We start from the raw sequence: 16,198 nt of genomic DNA on the forward strand, positions 1-16,198 counted from the left end.
TCGCAATAAAGTAAGGGCCACTGGCTTCACCTCAAACGGGAGAAAAAGGAATGGCACCCGAACAGGAAATGATCGAAGGGTTGAAACTGGCGGCAGTGGCCGGTGTGCTTATTGGCCTGGCTGCCATCGGCCTGGTGTTGTCGTCCGCTCTTGGGGCATGAGAGCGGCGAATCGTTCCTTGCGATGTACGCCACAGGTACCGCAGTAACCGCCCTCCGGCAGCAGGTATTTCAGGCAACACCCCTTTCGCTGGGGGATTGCCGTGGCCTGCTCACCGAACACCGCAGGAATCCAGTCAATAAACTGGTTTGCATCGTTTTGAAATTGCTCCAGCCAGCCTTGCGCCAATTGGCAAAGCGCTTGCGGTTCGACCCGGTTCCACACGGCTGAAAACGGCGCCCCCAGTCCAAGACCTGTACTGCTCCAGTAGGCGCCCGGGCTGACTCCCAACTGGCGCCGGAAGACAGGGTACCACTCAGCTGTCAGAGCTCCTGCTGACCTGACAAACGTTTCTTCATTAACACCCTCGCCACCCGGCAGCTGAAACCAACGGGATACGGTTTGTTTCGGATGGTCGGCCGGAGCCAGGAATATTCGTTTGGCGTCCGGTAAAGGCGCGTGGCCGTCGCGGAACAGCCTCAGGGTCAGCGGCGCAATCACGCTGAGCGCCAGATCCTGCTGAAGCACAGAAACAAACGCGCGCACGGCCCGGGGCCCGGCGTTGTCAGGGTATTCGATGCCAACCTGGCTGAGCAGTAGCGACGGTTGCTCCAGGCACTGGGCCAGAGAAAAGAGGCCGCTTCGCGCACCAGCTTGCGTTTGGAGAGCCTCGGCAAGAACTGTTTCACCATCCAGCCCTGACTGACTCAGCAGACGGTAGTATTCCCGACCCCGGGGACCGACTCCCGGGTTACGCTCAGGCTCTGCCATGGCGACTCAGCCCCCAGAGGAAATACAGGCCACCGACCAGAGCTGCCAGAAGTCCCGCCGGAAGCTGGTTGGGGTAAACCACAATCCTGGACAGGTAGTCTGCCATGCCGAGCAGAAGACCGCCGGCAAGGGCAGCAACAACGAGCTGCCGCCCAACGGTCTGCTGGCCCAGAACACGGGCCAGGTGGGGTGCAATAAGGCCCACAAAACTCAGTGGGCCGATCACGACCGTCGCCGAAGCGGTCAGCAGCGCTGCCAACAGAAGCAACATCAGACGGACTTTCGTCACCGGCAAGCCCAATGAACTGGCCGATGTTTCTCCCAGGGGAAGAATGCTCAGGGGCCGGATAATCACCAGGAGGCCGGCCGAAATCAGCACAATGAGTGCCAAAAGCCCCAGGGCTTCGACTTCTGAAACCAGCCAGGTGGACCCGTACATCCAGTTGAGAAGCTGCGAGGCGACCGTGCCACCGGAAGCCATGACCAGGCGAAGGCCCGCGTCCATGAACACGTATAACGCGAGCCCGCCAAGCAGGAGCTGGTTGCCGGCAAACCGGTGCTTGCGGGCAAGCATGATCAGCAAACCCAGGGCAGCCGCAGCGCCCAGGGTAGCTGCGCCCAGCTGTCCTGCGCGGCCAATATCGGCACCGAACAGAACGATCAAGACCATGACCACCGCCGCGCCGCCGCTGATGCCGAGCATTTCCGGGCTGGCCATGGGATTGCCGGTCATACGCTGGATCAGTGTGCCCGCAAGGCCGAGGGCCAAGCCGGCAAGAATGGCGGCCAGTAATCTGGGGCCGCGCCAGACCCACGCCTCGTGCCACTGGGCGGTCGGAGTCCAGCTCCATTCGTCCAGTCCCGGAGACCACCCCATGGAGATTACGATGGTGGCCAGCAGAAGAGCCGCTATGACCCCAGCAGTCAGGAAAATAGAGCGCCTCTTTGGCAGGAAACCGGCGGGGCTGTCATCCTGCCCTGGCATATGATGGGTGTTCTTCAAACCCTGCAGGGCCAGCAGGATAATCGGCCCGCCGATCAGGGCGGTGGTCGTGCCGGTTGGCACCAGCGATCCGTCGCCCCAGGTGGATGCCCAATGGGCGAGGGTATCTGCCAGCAACAGCAGACCCGCGCCCAGGAGACTGCTCCAGATCAGGCGCTCAGAGAGGGTGCGAGCGCCCAGGAGCCTTGCCAGCACCGGTGCCGCAAGACCGATAAAGGCCACGACACCGACCCGGCTGACGACGGTAGCACTCATCAGGACCACCAGAAATAGCGCCAGCACCCGAATCAGACCGACCTTGGCACCGAGGGACCGGGCGGAGGTTTGCCCCAGTTGCATGACCTGCAGCGGGCGCATCAACAGGACCATGAATACGCCCAGCACCAGCACCCGGGGCCAGAGTTCCATAAACGGTTGCCAGTTGTTCTGGACCAGCGAACCCGCGCCCCAGATAAACAGGTTCCCCAGCCATTCGCCTTTGAGTAACAAGAACGCCATGTTTACGGCGCCCAGGAAAAAGGTGACAACAAGCCCGGCCAGTATCACGGTGACCGGTGAAAAGCCCAGGCGCCAGGTGAGCGCGATGACCAGCCCGATGGCCAGTAGCCCGCCGGAAACCGCCACAAGGTCTGGACTGAAGGCGAGCAGGCCGGGAAAGAACATGGTCGCCACCGTTATACCGAACTGGCCGCCTGCCTCCACGCCCAGGGTTGTGGGGGAGGCGAGAGGGTTACCAAGGATCTGTTGGGTAACCGCGCCGGCGAGACCAAGACCAAAGCCAATGAGGACCGCAATGGCGACCCGGGGGGCCCAGCTGTAATGGGCCAGTACCGAAGCGTAATCGCTGCCCTCAAACGTCCAGAAGGCGGCGATGAGAGCGCCCGGGTTGAGCTGACCAAGCCAGGGTGCCGCGCTCGCGAGAAATGCGCCACACCAGATCAGTGCTGCCGCCGCAGGTAGCCTTGCTGGCAAGGAAGGTTTTGCGACCGGGTGGTTGGCGGTTTCAGCGTACATTGTCTGATCCTCCTGCCAGCAGGCCTTCGGCAAGTAGTGTCGCCAGTCGCTTGACCGGGAATACCCCGCCAAACGGCCAGACCGGATCAATCTGGTACACCTGATTGCGTTGAACCGGTGGCAGATAAGTCCAGAAAGGGCTGTTGGCCAGGGTGTCAGACAACCCGGGCAGGGTCGGAGAAATCACCACAATCCGGCTGTCCTGATAGGGCGCAATTGCTTCAAGCCCGACGACCGAGAACCCCCAGTAATTCCCGGTATGCGGCCAGGCGTTCTCAAGGCCAAGGGCGTCCAGGGCACTCTGGAAAAGGCCGTTGGGTGCGTATACGCGAACGTGGCGGTCGTCCAGAAAGTTTACGAGTGCTACCGGTCGTTCGGTGAGGCCGGCATTTTCAAGACGACGGCGTTGGGTCTGAAGCGTCTGGTCAATGTCGTTAAGAACTGACTTTGCGCGTTCCTCCCGGTTCAGCATCTCACCGAGAGTTGTAAGCATACCGCTGGCCTTTTCGAACGGTCGGGAGCCCTGCTTGTAAACGCTGACAACATAGGTGGGCGCAATGCGCTCTAACAGGTTGGATGCGGGCGCCATCTCGGAGCTGGTGACGATCAAATCCGGTTTGAGCTCGGCAATGGCTTCCAGACTTGGCGCGACGCGGGTGCCGATGTTGGCGACTCCCTCTGGCAGTTCTGGTTCCCTGACCCAGACGTTATAGCCATCCCGATCGGCAACGCCGATGGGCGTGACACCGAGTAACAAAAGCGCCTCGGTGGCGGCCCAGTTGAGAGCGATCACGCGTTCCGGAGTCTTGTTCAGGGTCAGGGTGCCCTGTTCGTGGTGCCAGCTTGCAGCGCCGGCAAAGACCGGCAGCAGACTCAGCAGCAGCGCCGCGCCGTATCGCCAGCAGCGTTCAGACCTAGTGAACATAGGAGACCCACTGTCCGGGCGCGCGCTCCATCACGCCCATGGGCACGCCATATATGGATTCCAGGGTGCCGGAATCCATGATGTCCCGGGGGCTGCCATCGGCAACCAGTTGCCCGGATTTCAGAGCGACCAGACGGTCGCAGAACCGGGCCGCCAGATCCACGTCGTGCAGCACCACGATAACCGTAAGATCCCGCTGCTCGGCGAGACGATGCACCAGACGCAGGGTTTCCACCTGATGTTTCACATCCAGGGCGGATATGGGCTCATCCAGCAGCAGGCATCGTGTTTGCTGGGCCAGCAGCATGGCAATCCACGCGCGCTGGCGTTCACCACCGGAGAGCGTGTCGACAGAGCGATGCTGGAACTGGCCGAGTCCGGTGTCCTCAATGGCCCGGGTGATCAGCCGGTGGTCTTCCTCGTTATAGCGTCCCAGCGGTCCGCGCCAGGGGTAGCGCCCCAGGGCAACCAGCTCGCGAACCGTCAAACCGTCGGTTCCCGGCGGATGCTGGGGCAGGTAGCCCACATTGCGGGCAAATTCCCGTGCACCCGTGTTCCGGAAGGATTTGCCCAGAAGCCGGACATTGCCGGTTGAGGGTGCAAGCTGGCGGGCAAGCACCTTGAGCAGAGTGGACTTGCCGGAGCCGTTGTGCCCGAGCAGGGCTGTTACCTCACCCTCACCGAAACCGAGGTTCAGGTTCTGAAGTATGGTGGTGTCGCCAATGCGGACATCAAGATTGGAAACGTCGAAGAAAACAGGCATGCAGGCTCCCGAAATGCTGAGGGCCTGCAGAATAATTTAAATGCGAATCACTATCAATATATATTGCGTTAAATGGCTGCCTGTATTTGCCCGGTCTGCACACGCCATTGGTTGGCGTAAGCGCCGTCCTGGTCGAGCAGCTCCCGATGGGTTCCCTGTTCCAGCACTTTGCCGCCTTCGATGACCGCGATGGAGTCAGCATCAACGATGGTGGAGAGCCGATGGGCAATCATGATCACGGTCCGGTTATGTCCGATACGCTTCAGTGACCGCTGGATGGCGGCTTCTGTTTCGTTGTCCACCGCGCTGGTGGCTTCATCAAGCACCAGTATCGGCGGATTTTTCAGCAGTGCACGGGCGAGGGACAGTCGCTGGCGCTGTCCCCCGGACAGACGAACGCCCCGTTCACCCACCGGTGTGTTCAGGCCGTCGGGCAGCGCTTCAATAAACGACCAGGCTTCCGCGGTTTTCGCTGCATCTATGATCTCGGTATCGGAGGCCGCCGGATTTCCATAGGCAAGGTTTTCCCGAATGGTGCCCTCGAACAGGTAAACATCCTGACTCACCAGCCCAATTGCGCCGCGCAGGGATTGCAGGCTGAGATCCCGAATGGGTTGTCCATCGATTCGGATTTGGCCGTTGCTCGGATCGTAGAACCGCAGCAACAACTTGATGAGAGTGGATTTGCCGGAACCGGTTGCGCCGACCAGCGCAAGGGTATTGCCAGCTGGTACGGTCAGGCTGATATCCCGGATTCCTGCGCCGCTGGAGGGATAGTGAAAGCTTACTTTGTCCAGCTCAACATCGCCTTTCACCGGCTCTGCCAGTGCCTTGCCACCCTCGTCACGCACGTGCACGGGCTCGGCCAGAAGATCCAGAATCCGACGGGTGCTGGCCATGGCCCGTTCGAACAAATCAATCACTTCGGCAAGCCCGGTCAGGGGCCACAGCAAGCGCTGGGTAAGAAAGACCAGAACGCCATAGGCACCCACGTTCAGGTTTCCTTCAAGGGCCATCATGCCCCCCACCGTGAAGGTGGCCAGGAAGCCGGCCAGAATGGCCATCCGGATCACCGGAATAAACGCAGAGCTGATGCGGATGGCCCGGCGGTTGGCCTCCACGTAGGCTTCGCTGCTTTCTTTCAGACGCTTTGCCTCTCGCTGTTCAGCGGTAAAGCTCTTGATGGTGGCGATGCCGCCCAGATTGTTGGCCAGCCGGCTGGACAGGTCACCCACTTTTTCACGAACGTCGGCGTAGAGCGGCCCCGCTTTGCGCTGGAAGTAGAAGGCGCCCCAGATAATCAGGGGAATGGGGGTGAATGCGAGCAGGGCAATGAGCGGCGAGAGCACGAAGAATACGGCGCCGACGGCGACCACGGTTACCAGCACCTGAATCATGGCGTTGGCGCCGCCGTCGAGGAAGCGCTCGAGCTGGTTCACGTCGTCGTTCATGGTGGCCACCAGCTGGCCGGAGCTGCGGGCCTCGAAGAAGCTCATGTCGAGGCGCTGGGCATGTTCGTAGGCATCCTGCCGGAGGTCCGACTGCAAACGCTGGGCGAGGTTGCGCCACAGGATCTGGAACAGGTATTCGAACAGGGATTCGCCGGCCCAGATGAAAAAGGTGAGTACGGCCAGAATGGTGATTTGCTCCTGGGCCGTTTCAAAGCCGAGGCCAGCCACAAAGCTCTCTTCCTGGTTGACGACCACATCAATGGCGACACCGATCAGGATTTCCGGGGCAATATCAAAGAGTTTGTTGATGATCGAGCAGGTGGTGGCAGCGATGATCTGTCGGCGATATCCCCGGGCGTATCTCAGCAGGCGGGCCAGCGCAGCAAAGCTGCTGGTGGTTTGGTGGCTGTGTGAGGACATACTCCGCTTCTCTCCCTTGAATCAGGCAGGCCCGCGTTGAGCCTGAAAATAATAAGGCGGGAAGGGTAGCGGATCTGCCCGGGTTTTAAAATAGAATCATTATCAACTGCGTTTGTTTCTTTGCAGCCAGCGGTCAAGCTTGTCGGCAAATTCCTTGCGGTCGGTCTGGCTGAAGGGGGCAGGGCCGCCGGTGACCTGGCCGGCATTGCGCATTTCTTCCATAAAGTTGCGCATGGCCAGGCGCTGGCGAATATTCTCTTTGGTGAAGGCCTGGCCGCGGGGATTGAATACGTCGGCGCCTTTTTCAATGGCTTCGGCGGCCAGGGGTATGTCCTGCGTGATCACGAGATCGCCTTCGTGCATCTGGTCCATGATTTCGTTGTCGGCCACATCAAAGCCCTGGGGGACCTGTCGGCGCTTGATGTAAGGGCTCGGTGGCAGGGTGATGGCGTGGTTGGCGATGAAGGTGGTGTCGATTTGCCAGCGGGTGGCGGCGCGGCAGAGGATTTCCCGGATTGGAACGGGGCAGGCGTCGGCGTCGACCCAGATTGGCATGATGGTTCCTTCTGTTTGCGTGGTTCTGTGCAGAGTTTACCTTTTGTTGATATGAGCCTGATAGATATTGCTCGCGTATCTCTTGCAAGGCTGCGGACATTGGTGCTGGAGGCATTGGGAGCCCCCTTCCAAAAACCGCTACGAGCACGTCCATGTGCGCTTGTTTCAGGCCATCCTTGGCCTTCAACATTTTTGGAAGGGCTCTCCCAATGCCTCAATCGGACATCGTCAGTTCATCCGCGCATTGCACAGCTGCATAGGATTTTTTTCAGGAGGTAACAATTATGCTTGCCAGATCTATCCTAACCGCATTTCTGGCGGTCGCCATGTGTTTCAGCGTTTCCGCCGCCGATAACAACGAAGAAGCCTGGGAGGCTCTGAGAGACGGACGGGCTGTTCTGATGCTTCGCCATGCCTTGGCCCCGGGGACCGGAGATCCTGGCAACTTTGATATCAACGATTGCAGCACCCAGCGGAATCTGAACGACGTCGGTCGTGAGCAGGCGCGGGCGTGGAAGCCGTTTCTGGCGGACCATGGTATTACGGACGCGCGGGTGTTCAGCAGTCAGTGGTGCCGTTGCATGGATACCGCAACCGGGATGGACATGGGGAAGGTAACGGAGTGGCCGTCGCTGAATTCTTTCTTTCGCAACCGTGGCGATGGTCCGGCGCAGACGCGGCAGACGATTGCTCTGGTGAATGAGTTGGAGGACGGGGCACCGGTGATCATGGTGTCGCATCAGGTGAACATTACGGGCCTGACCGGGATTTTCCCTTCGTCGAACGAGGGCGCGATTATCGCCCTGCCTCTTTCGGAAGATCCGACGGTGCTGGCGAGGGTCTCGCCCGGGCGTTGATGGTATAATCCTGCGCCCATTCAATTAACAGGAAATGATAATGTCGCAGCTTCCGCCATGCCCGCAGTGCAGTTCCGAGTACACCTATGAGGACGGCGTTCAACTGGTTTGTCGCGAATGCGGGCATGAGTGGTCTGAGGCGGAGGCTGCGGCGGCTGACGCCGCGAAGATGATTCGCGACGCCAACGGCAATGAGCTTCAGGATGGTGATACGGTTACGGTCATTAAGGATCTGAAGGTAAAGGGCTCCAGTTCCGTGGTTAAAGTTGGCACCAAGGTGAAGAATATCCGCCTGGTAGACGGCGATCATGATATCGACTGCAAGATCGACGGTATTGGTGCCATGAAACTGAAATCGGAGTTCGTCAAGAAAGCCTGACGACTACCCTGCTGTTGCACTCTGGATCTGTTGTTCCAGTTCCCTGGCAAGACCCGGGTCGAGCTGGAGGGCGCTGGCGAGTTGATCCAGCCAGGCCCGCTCCATGGGGTTCTGTTCGTCGATCATGACCGCACTGACGATGTAGATTTCCCGGCTGGCCTGGGGTGAGTCGGCATTGCGTGCCAGGGCAGTGGCGTCCAGAGGGGCGTCGAACTGCTGCTGAATCCAGGCGTGAAGTTCGTCATCTGGCCCCAGTTTTTCAATCTCCTGGGTAAGCAGCGCGCGTTCGTTGGCGTCTATGTGGCCGTCAGCGCGGGCTGCCATGATCATGGCCTGGAGTATTTCAAGTCCCCGTTGTTCCTGCGCCTGGCCCTGCAGTTGCTCCAGTGGCTGGCCCTGCTGTGCCAATGCCGGTTTCGCCGGGCTCTGACTGTTGGTCTGATAGTTCTGATAGGCTTTCCAGGCCAGGACACCCACGCCTGCCAGGGCACCGTATTTGAGGGCTTTGCCGCCCATCTTTCGGCCGCGCTTGGAACCCAGCATCATGCCGAGGGCTCCGCCGCCCAGCAGGCTCTTTACGTCGATGCCTGAACCGGATCCCTGGCTGCCCTTGAGTTGACTGCCAAGGCTGTTCATCATTTTGTTGACGTCCATGCCACTACCCTGGGACTGGCCACCCTGAGCCTGCTTCATTACCTGGTTCAGTACAGACATCACGTTCATAAACACACTCCTTTAAGATCGACTGCCGTTCAGCTTTTCAGAATAGTACACCCGATACCCTGATCGGTGATGGACGCGGAATTACTCTGTTGTCACGAATCGACGCATTTAGTTCCATGGGAATTAACAGCCTACAAATTAGCGGTAAATAGTAATGCGCTTTTCAGGCTCTCCCGTATACTGACGCAAAGCCGTTGTTCAACCTCCCGAATTTCTGGAACTGCTTTTGGCAATTCTCAAACGCAATCTTTGGACACTCTTCGCTCTTATCCTCCTCGGTGGTGTGTTGCTCCTCAGTGTCGTTCTGTTCTTTCGTTGGCAGGGCCTTATTTCGGACGAGAAGCTTTACCAGACCGCCCGTGTCGAGCTGGTTGCTCAGTCTGTCGACAGTATCCTGCGAACCCAGGAGCTGGTTCTCGATGTAATTGGCCGCGAGTTGCTCAATCAGGACAACCTCCTGTCAGGCAGTCGACAGATCCCCTTGCTCGACAGCATCCTCGCCGCCAACCCCATGCTCGTGGGCTTTGGGTTGGCCAGGCCGGACGGCACGCTGGTTCGTGTCAGCACCAACCTCGATCTGTCGACTCTTCCAAATCTGAGAACCGATCCCGAGACCCGTGGCAGTTTCCTGGGAGCACTGTCTTCCGATGCGATGGTCGTGGGCCGGACCTATTTCGTAGACGCCCTGGGCGCGTGGGTTATACCGATCCGAAAAGCGATACGTTCCCCGAGTGGGGAAGTCGTTGCAGTCATGACAGCCGGCATGCGGCTTGATGGCAGTGGTTCGGTTTTCGGCAAGACACTGCATGACGGCGACTCTGACACCGTAATGTTGTTCCGGGAAACCGATGGCTATGTTCAGTTCATGTCGGCTGACGGCATTGGCCCGCAACAGTATTCGCAAATCCGGGTGCCGATGGACCAGAGGGAGATAAATCGGGCAGCGTTTGAAAAGGAGCTCGGCAAGAGCGTAGAGGAGGTCATGCAGGGCAGTGATTCAGTGGTTATCCGAACCCGACGCCAGGGTGAGGATTATCTGACGGCTGCTGTCTTCAACGCCCGTTACCAGTTGTGGTCCATCTCGGAAACCCGGTTCGCTCCGCTTTACCGGGAATTTCTCCAATCCCTGTTGCAGTATCTGCTGACTTTCCTGGTTTTCGGGATTGTTTTCTACAAGGGGTTCCGGATTATCGACAACGCCGAGAAGAAGCGGCGTCTGGAGCTTTCTTACCTCTCACGGCACGATGATTTGACCGGGCTGTTGAATCGCAATGGGCTGCTGGACCGCCTCGACAACCTGGTTCCGGATAGAAAACCGTTCTGCCTCATTGTGATCAACATTGATAACTTTAAAGGCATCAATGACCGGTTTGGGCTGGAGACCGGCGATGAAACCCTTCTGGAATTCGGTCGTCGGCTCGCCGAACTGGTTGAAAGCCGGGACGATCTTGCCCGGCTCGGTGGCGACGAGTACGCCATTGTGACCCCGAACACCAATCTCGACGATGTTGAAAAAGCCTGTGTGTCGCTGGCCGGCAACCTGTCCCGCACCTTCGAGGTGGGCCGACTGAGGTTGCAGGTAACGGCGAGTATTGGTGTGGCCTGCTTTCCGAATGACGGAGATTCCCTCAGCAAGCTGATTCGAAGTGCCCATCTTGCGCTGTACGAGGCGAAACAGAGCCGGAACGACGTCTGCATTTACCGCAGCGAGATGGAAATGGCCTATCTTCGCAGGCTGTCGGTCGAGCAGCGTCTCAGGTATGGCCTGGCATCGGGCTCACTGTACATGGTCTACCAGCCTCAGGTAGATCAGACCGGAAAAGCGGTCGGGCTGGAAGCGCTTGTTCGCTGGCAGGATGAGGAACTCGGCTTTGTTTCGCCCGCGGAATTTGTCGAGGTCGCTGAAAAAAGCGGGCTGATGGTTCCACTCGGGCGCTTTGTGCTTGAAACCAGTATCCGTGAATACAGCCTGTTTCGTAACGAGGTCGGCGGTTCCGTGGACCTGTCTATCAACATCTCTGTTATCCAGTTTCGCCAGCCAGACTTTGTTGAAACAGTGCTTGAGGTTCTGGCAATGCACCGTGTGTCGCCTGGAGAGCTGGTTCTTGAGATCACCGAGAGCCTGTTCATGAGTGACTTTGAGAGAGTGCTGAAAACGATCGAACGATTGCGAGAGAAAGGGATACGGATCTCGATGGACGATTTCGGAACGGGTTACTCCTCGCTCAGTCTTTTGCGTAAGCTGCCGCTTGACGAGTTGAAAATCGACAAGAGCTTTGTCGACACCATTCTGGAAGACGAAAAAGCCGCGAACATGATCCGGAGTATTATTGCCATTGCCCGGAGCCATAACATGGAGCTGGTTGCCGAGGGTGTTGAAGAGGAGGCCCAGGCCAGCGCCCTGGTCGAGATGGGCTGTCGACGTTTTCAGGGTTATTACTTCAGTCGTCCGGAGACCCTGGACAGACTGAAAGCGAACCCGGCTCTCGCCATCGGGCATTGACCCGGTCTGCGACCATTCGTCGCACTGAAAAGCTTGGATCCGGGACCTACCCTTTCTATCCTTTGGTTTTGAACCATCGACAAGGAACACTGGACATGAAGTATTGCCTGAGCGTGTTTGTGCTGGCACTGGCCCTGGTTGCCCCGACAGCATTTGCCCATGATTACAGCCATGGCCCGGTCACGGTCGATCATCCCTGGAGTCGGCCTACACCGCCTGGCACGCCCATGGGCGTGGGTTACATGAGTATCTCCAACAGCGGCAGCAGTGATATCACCCTGGTTGGGGCCGCAACCCCGAGGGCAGGTAACGTATCGATCCATGAGACCAGCATGCACGATGGTGTAATGCGAATGGCACCGGTCAAGGGCGGGCTCGCCATACCGGCAGGTACCACCGTGGAGTTGAAGCCCCACAGCTTTCACCTGATGCTGGAGAAACTGAAAAGTCCGTTGCGCGAGGGTGAGAGCATTCCATTGACCTTGACTTTTGAGGGTGCCGACGAAATGCAGGTTGAGCTGAATGTCGAGTCGCTGGATGGCGAGATGATGAAAAGCGAGAGCGTGGATCACTCGGGCAAAAGTATGGACCACAGCGGACACTGATCGAACGTGCCCAGGGCAGTCTTTGCGGCTGCCCCCAAACCTACCACTCTCTGTCTTCGGCGCTCTCCTCGGCCTCGATCTCCGCCTTCCGGGCCTGGATTTTCTTCATCTTTTCATCGGAGATTTTCATGCTGTGGGCATTGTCACGCAGTATCATCAGGCTGCCCACGATCAAGGCAAGGGCAACAACTATGAATATCCATCCTATGGCTGGCATGTAAACCTCCACCAACTGATCCGCTTTCCTACATAGTGGACCACGCATTGATTTGCCACAACTGTCATGCATCCTCCCAGAAAGCCGTTGGATCGAGCCGGTAATACCCTTGCAGGGCCTTGTAGACCTCGGGCTGTTCTCGCTTGAGATGGCGCGGCTGCTGGAAAAATGCCTCGGTCAGCACTGCGAAAAATTCTGCCGGTTCGGTAGCGCCGTACGGATCAAGCCAGGATCTATGGTGGTGCCGGAGGGAATGCCTGAGGTCTTCGTAGGCCGTCGTCATGGAACTTTGCCAGTGCCGGGCCTGCTCTCCACTCAGCGGCGGTGCCCCGTCTGCGGTGCCGTCCAGGTAGTCCAGCTGGTGTGCAAACTCATGGAGCATGACGTTATGGCCGCTGTGCGGGTTCCGGGCGGCCTCCTGACATTCTCGCCAGGCCAGCACCACCTGGCCCCTGCTTGAGGCCTCGCCGGCCCGTATTTCATTACTTTCGCTGACAATCATGCCATCGCTTTCAATGTCTCTGACGTGATAGGCATCGGGATAGACCAGAATGCTGCTTACCTCGTCAAAATCTGAATAGGGGCGGGCAAGAATCAGCAAACAAGCGTGGCCGGCAATGGTCACTCTCACCGCGTCGTCCACCTCAAAGCCGTCACAGCCATAGAATTCTTTCTCGGAGAGAAAAAGCTGGACCCGTTGCTCCAAGGTTTGCTTGAGGGCTTCAGGAAGCCGTCGGTAAAGCGGAACGTTCGCATCAAGATGCTCGCGCCAGGATGTTGGAAAGGGGGCTCTCAGTTCCCGTTCCCTCCGCCAGGCGCGGTAGAAGAAGAGGTAGAATACGGTTGCCGCGATCAGGGTCACTGCGAAGACTGCGAAAACAAGTGCTGCTGACATGCTGCTCCCGGCGACCATTGATTGAATTACCCCGTATCTTACAGAAAAATTGGATCTGCACGCAGTCAGGGCCCGTATTGCTGGTTGTTCTACAGTGCAGGGGATGTGAAGCTGCATGAACCGTATTGATCGTTGAGGAGGCTGATATGTCCGATGATTCCACTGTTGTAATCACCGGGGCAAACCGGGGCATTGGTCTGGAGCTCGCCCGGCTCTATGCAGGCCGCGGCTGCTCGGTGATCGGCGTGTGCCGGGAGGCCTCGCCGGAGCTGGAAGAGGTTGCGGCGAGGATCATCGACAGTGTCGACGTGACGACCAATGAGGGTGTGGCAAGGCTCGTGGCCGGTCTTGAGGGCCAGTCCATTGATCTGCTGATCAACAATGCCGGTCTGCTGCAGGACGAGAAACTGGGCAGTATCGATTTTGATTCCATTCGTACGCAGATGGAAATCAACGCCTACGCTCCACTGAAAATTGCTGAAGCCCTGTTTGAAAAAATCCCCTCCGGAGGCAAAATCGCCAACATCACCAGCCGCATGGGCTCTATCGCCGACAACGACTCTGGCGGCCGCTATGGGTACCGTGCTTCAAAGGCGGCGTTGAATGCCTTTGGCAAGTCCCTCGCGATGGATCTGAAACCGAGGGGTATCGCGGTGGCCCAGCTGCACCCGGGTTATGTTCAGACCCGAATGGTGAATTTTGGTGGGTTGATTACTCCGGAAGAATCGGCAAAAGGCCTGGCAGAGCGGATTGATGGCCTCACCTTGGAGAATACCGGGTCGTTCTGGCACAGCAACGGCGACGAGCTGCCGTGGTGATCCTGAAAACATTTTCATTTGTTTGCATTGGAGTGAGGCAGGATTCTGTTTTAACGAGTACTCTTGTTACCTAAAAAGGAATTCTGCTGTCTATGAAAAGTGCGAGTGCTCCAATGAATTATGAGCCTGAGCGGGAGCGCAGGCCCCAGTTCTGGCGTTTGGCCATGCGATGTGCCCAGATCGCCGGAACTGTAGATGTCATCTTTTTCTTTCTTTTTCATGCATTGGGTTCGCCGGTTCTGGCATGGATCAACGTGGTTAGCGTGGCCATGTATGCCGGCGCCTACTACGCACTCAAATACCATAAAAACAAGATTGCGGTCGTACTGATCTGGGCGGAAGTGCTCGGACACGCCGGCCTCGGTACCGTTCTCATCGGCTGGGAGAGCGGTTTCCATTACTACCTTCTGATGTTCATACCGGCGATCTGCGTTTCCGCGTCCCGAAGATGGGCGGTTTATGCGCTACTCACTCTCTGGGGATACTACGTCGCGCTCGATGCCTTGATGTGGTACATCGAACCGTTGCAGCCAATCCCGCAGACAGCCCTGAACATAGTCCATCTGTTCAATCTGAGCGTGGTCTTTGCAATGTTCAGTTACCTGGCTTCCTATTACCTCAGCATGGTTGTTTCGGCACAGCGCAAGCTTCGCGAAATGGCAACAACGGACTCATTAACCGGGCTTTTCAATCGCCGTCATATGACCTACCTGGCTGAAAAAGAGGTATCGCGGTTCCGGCGCAGCGGACACCCGGTCGGTTTCCTCCTGCTGGATGTCGATCATTTCAAGTCGATTAATGACGCCTTCGGACATGAAGCCGGTGACAGGGTACTCGGCTGTGTTGCCGATGTGATCCGGGAAGAGTTAAGGGCTCAGGATCTGATAGGTCGATGGGGTGGTGAGGAGTTTCTGGTCATTCTTCCGGATACGAATGCTGATAAAGCGCAAGCAAGCGCGGAGCGGATACGAAAGGCGTTTTTGGCAAGAGACTGGCGCGCAGTTATCGGCGGTGATATCGATGTTACGATCAGCATCGGGGTAAGTGAGCTGCGAACTGGCGAAGACCTGAGTGCCGCGGTCAGCAGGGCTGATGAAGCTCTTTACCGCGGTAAAACGGGCGGCCGTAACCGGGTAGAACTGGAAACCATCTGAAGCCAAAGCAAGGGGTAGGTTTATGAGTCTGGCAATTGCACTGCATGTTCTGTCCGCGGTTATCTGGGTTGGCGGTATGTTCTTCGCCTACATGGCGATGCGTCCGGCCGTGGTTGAGGTGGTAGAGGCCTCCCAGCGTGGCCATCTTTGGTCGAAGACGCTTGAATGGTTCTTCCGCTGGGTCTGGCTCGCGGTTGTGCTGCTCCTGGTTACCGGCTACTGGATGATTTTCAGTGTGTTTGGCGGAATGGCCGGTGCTGGCTGGCACATTCATGCCATGCAGACGCTCGGGCTGGTGATGATGCTGCTCTACTTTCACGTGTATTTTGCGCCTTTCCGACGGCTCAAGCAGGCGGTTGCAGACAAGGATCCGCAGGCTGGTGGTGTTCAGGTGGGAAAGATTCGCCGTCTGGTCGGTATCAATCTGATTCTCGGCCTGATTGTGGTCGCCATAGGGTCTGGCGGTCGGTACCTGTAAGGCTGAGCGATCGGGGACCGATACCATGTCTGATATTCGAAAGAGAGCCATTGCAGGCCTGAAAGCCGGCGATTCGTTTACCCTGGTGCGTACGTTCACCGAGGATGAGACTCTGTCCTTTGGCGAAATCAGCCGAGATCAGAATCCGGTTCACTACAGCGATGAGTTTGCCCAGGCCAAGAACCTGCAGGGAAAGATCTGCCATGGCTTGCTGGTTGGCGGGATGATCACGGAAGTGGGTGGGCAGATTGGCTGGCTGGCGTCCGGGATGAATTTTCGCTTCCGCCGGCCAGTGTATTTCGGGGATACCGTCACCTGTGTATTCACCATCACCGAAGTCGATGCAAGGAATAGGGCCAGGGCCGAAGCGGTGCTCTCGAATCAGCATGGTGAGCCGGTTATCGAAGCCACGTTAACGGGTGTTCTACCCGGGCCGAAGGAACAGCAGTTGATGTCAGCAATGATCAGCGAAGAGAGAACCACGTCTGCCGGCTGACCAGCACCGGCT

Annotated in this window: 17 protein-coding genes; 8 read left to right on the forward strand and 9 right to left on the reverse strand. The window is 57.9% G+C overall.

The window, feature by feature from the left end; genetic code table 11:
- Positions 1-108: 108 nt before the first annotated feature.
- From AC13DD_RS12970 to AC13DD_RS12995, 6 genes are all read right to left on the reverse strand, one after another.
- Positions 109-930: a (2Fe-2S)-binding protein gene (locus AC13DD_RS12970; RefSeq protein WP_062785471.1), complete on the reverse strand. Its 822-nt coding sequence runs from the start codon at positions 928-930 to the stop codon at positions 109-111.
- A complete protein-coding gene (gene fhuB / locus AC13DD_RS12975) occupies positions 917-2,947 on the reverse strand; it encodes a Fe(3+)-hydroxamate ABC transporter permease FhuB (RefSeq protein ID WP_482931253.1) in 2,031 nt (676 codons plus the stop codon). Before fhuB ends, AC13DD_RS12970 begins: the two co-directional genes overlap by 14 nt.
- Complete coding sequence (locus tag AC13DD_RS12980) at positions 2,937-3,872, reverse strand: ABC transporter substrate-binding protein (RefSeq protein ID WP_482931254.1); 936 nt, start codon at positions 3,870-3,872, stop codon at positions 2,937-2,939. The genes fhuB and AC13DD_RS12980 overlap by 11 nt, the downstream gene beginning before the upstream one ends.
- The gene (locus AC13DD_RS12985; protein WP_482931255.1) at positions 3,862-4,635 is read right to left on the reverse strand and encodes an ABC transporter ATP-binding protein; all 774 of its coding nucleotides are present in this window, start codon (positions 4,633-4,635) and stop codon (positions 3,862-3,864) included. The genes AC13DD_RS12980 and AC13DD_RS12985 overlap by 11 nt, the downstream gene beginning before the upstream one ends.
- Positions 4,636-4,703: 68 nt before the next feature.
- Complete coding sequence (locus AC13DD_RS12990; protein ID WP_482931256.1) at positions 4,704-6,506, reverse strand: ABC transporter ATP-binding protein; 1,803 nt, start codon at positions 6,504-6,506, stop codon at positions 4,704-4,706.
- 102 nt (positions 6,507-6,608) lie between these two features.
- Complete coding sequence (locus tag AC13DD_RS12995) at positions 6,609-7,061, reverse strand: YaiI/YqxD family protein (protein WP_062785464.1); 453 nt, start codon at positions 7,059-7,061, stop codon at positions 6,609-6,611.
- 284 nt (positions 7,062-7,345) lie between these two features.
- Here AC13DD_RS12995 and AC13DD_RS13000 point away from each other — a divergent pair, with 284 nt between their 5' ends.
- Both AC13DD_RS13000 and AC13DD_RS13005 read left to right on the forward strand, forming a co-directional pair.
- Positions 7,346-7,918 (forward strand): histidine phosphatase family protein, encoded by a 573-nt coding sequence (locus AC13DD_RS13000; protein ID WP_273071173.1) that lies wholly within the window; start codon positions 7,346-7,348, stop codon positions 7,916-7,918.
- Between the two features lie 40 nt (positions 7,919-7,958).
- Complete coding sequence (locus AC13DD_RS13005; RefSeq protein ID WP_405418850.1) at positions 7,959-8,297, forward strand: zinc ribbon domain-containing protein YjdM; 339 nt, start codon at positions 7,959-7,961, stop codon at positions 8,295-8,297.
- A gap of 3 nt (positions 8,298-8,300) precedes the next feature.
- On the opposite strand, the gene AC13DD_RS13010 is transcribed toward AC13DD_RS13005, so the two are convergent.
- Positions 8,301-9,020 (reverse strand): tellurite resistance TerB family protein, encoded by a 720-nt coding sequence (locus AC13DD_RS13010; protein WP_092030228.1) that lies wholly within the window; start codon positions 9,018-9,020, stop codon positions 8,301-8,303.
- 226 nt (positions 9,021-9,246) lie between these two features.
- On the opposite strand from AC13DD_RS13010, the gene AC13DD_RS13015 reads away from it, so the two are divergent.
- Positions 9,247-11,523, forward strand: coding sequence for a putative bifunctional diguanylate cyclase/phosphodiesterase (locus tag AC13DD_RS13015; RefSeq protein ID WP_405418852.1), 2,277 nt, complete (start codon positions 9,247-9,249; stop codon positions 11,521-11,523).
- 95 nt (positions 11,524-11,618) lie between these two features.
- Positions 11,619-12,128 carry a copper chaperone PCu(A)C gene (locus tag AC13DD_RS13020; protein ID WP_405418854.1) on the forward strand — a complete coding sequence of 170 codons (510 nt, stop codon included), beginning with the start codon at positions 11,619-11,621 and terminating at the stop codon, positions 12,126-12,128.
- 40 nt (positions 12,129-12,168) lie between these two features.
- Here the strand turns inward: AC13DD_RS13020 and AC13DD_RS13025 are convergent, their stop codons facing one another.
- Positions 12,169-12,345: a DUF2897 family protein gene (locus AC13DD_RS13025; RefSeq protein ID WP_075267673.1), complete on the reverse strand. Its 177-nt coding sequence runs from the start codon at positions 12,343-12,345 to the stop codon at positions 12,169-12,171.
- Between the two features lie 64 nt (positions 12,346-12,409).
- On the reverse strand, positions 12,410-13,240 hold the full coding sequence (locus AC13DD_RS13030) for a M90 family metallopeptidase (RefSeq protein ID WP_273082365.1): 831 nt from the start codon (positions 13,238-13,240) through the stop codon (positions 12,410-12,412).
- A 146-nt stretch (positions 13,241-13,386) separates the two neighbouring features.
- On the opposite strand from AC13DD_RS13030, the gene AC13DD_RS13035 reads away from it, so the two are divergent.
- The 4 genes from AC13DD_RS13035 to AC13DD_RS13050 all read left to right on the forward strand — a co-directional run bounded on the left by AC13DD_RS13035 (position 13,387) and on the right by AC13DD_RS13050 (position 16,186).
- Entirely contained in the window at positions 13,387-14,058 is a 672-nt protein-coding gene (locus AC13DD_RS13035) for an SDR family oxidoreductase (RefSeq protein WP_405418856.1), read from the forward strand.
- Between the two features lie 92 nt (positions 14,059-14,150).
- Positions 14,151-15,212 (forward strand): GGDEF domain-containing protein, encoded by a 1,062-nt coding sequence (locus AC13DD_RS13040; RefSeq protein ID WP_041645020.1) that lies wholly within the window; start codon positions 14,151-14,153, stop codon positions 15,210-15,212.
- Positions 15,213-15,234: 22 nt separating this feature from the next.
- A complete protein-coding gene (locus AC13DD_RS13045) occupies positions 15,235-15,690 on the forward strand; it encodes a CopD family protein (RefSeq protein WP_405418859.1) in 456 nt (151 codons plus the stop codon).
- A gap of 25 nt (positions 15,691-15,715) precedes the next feature.
- Entirely contained in the window at positions 15,716-16,186 is a 471-nt protein-coding gene (locus tag AC13DD_RS13050) for a MaoC family dehydratase (protein ID WP_092030219.1), read from the forward strand.
- Positions 16,187-16,198 lie beyond the last annotated feature (12 nt).

Source organism: Marinobacter sp. L-13 (genome assembly GCF_056857715.1).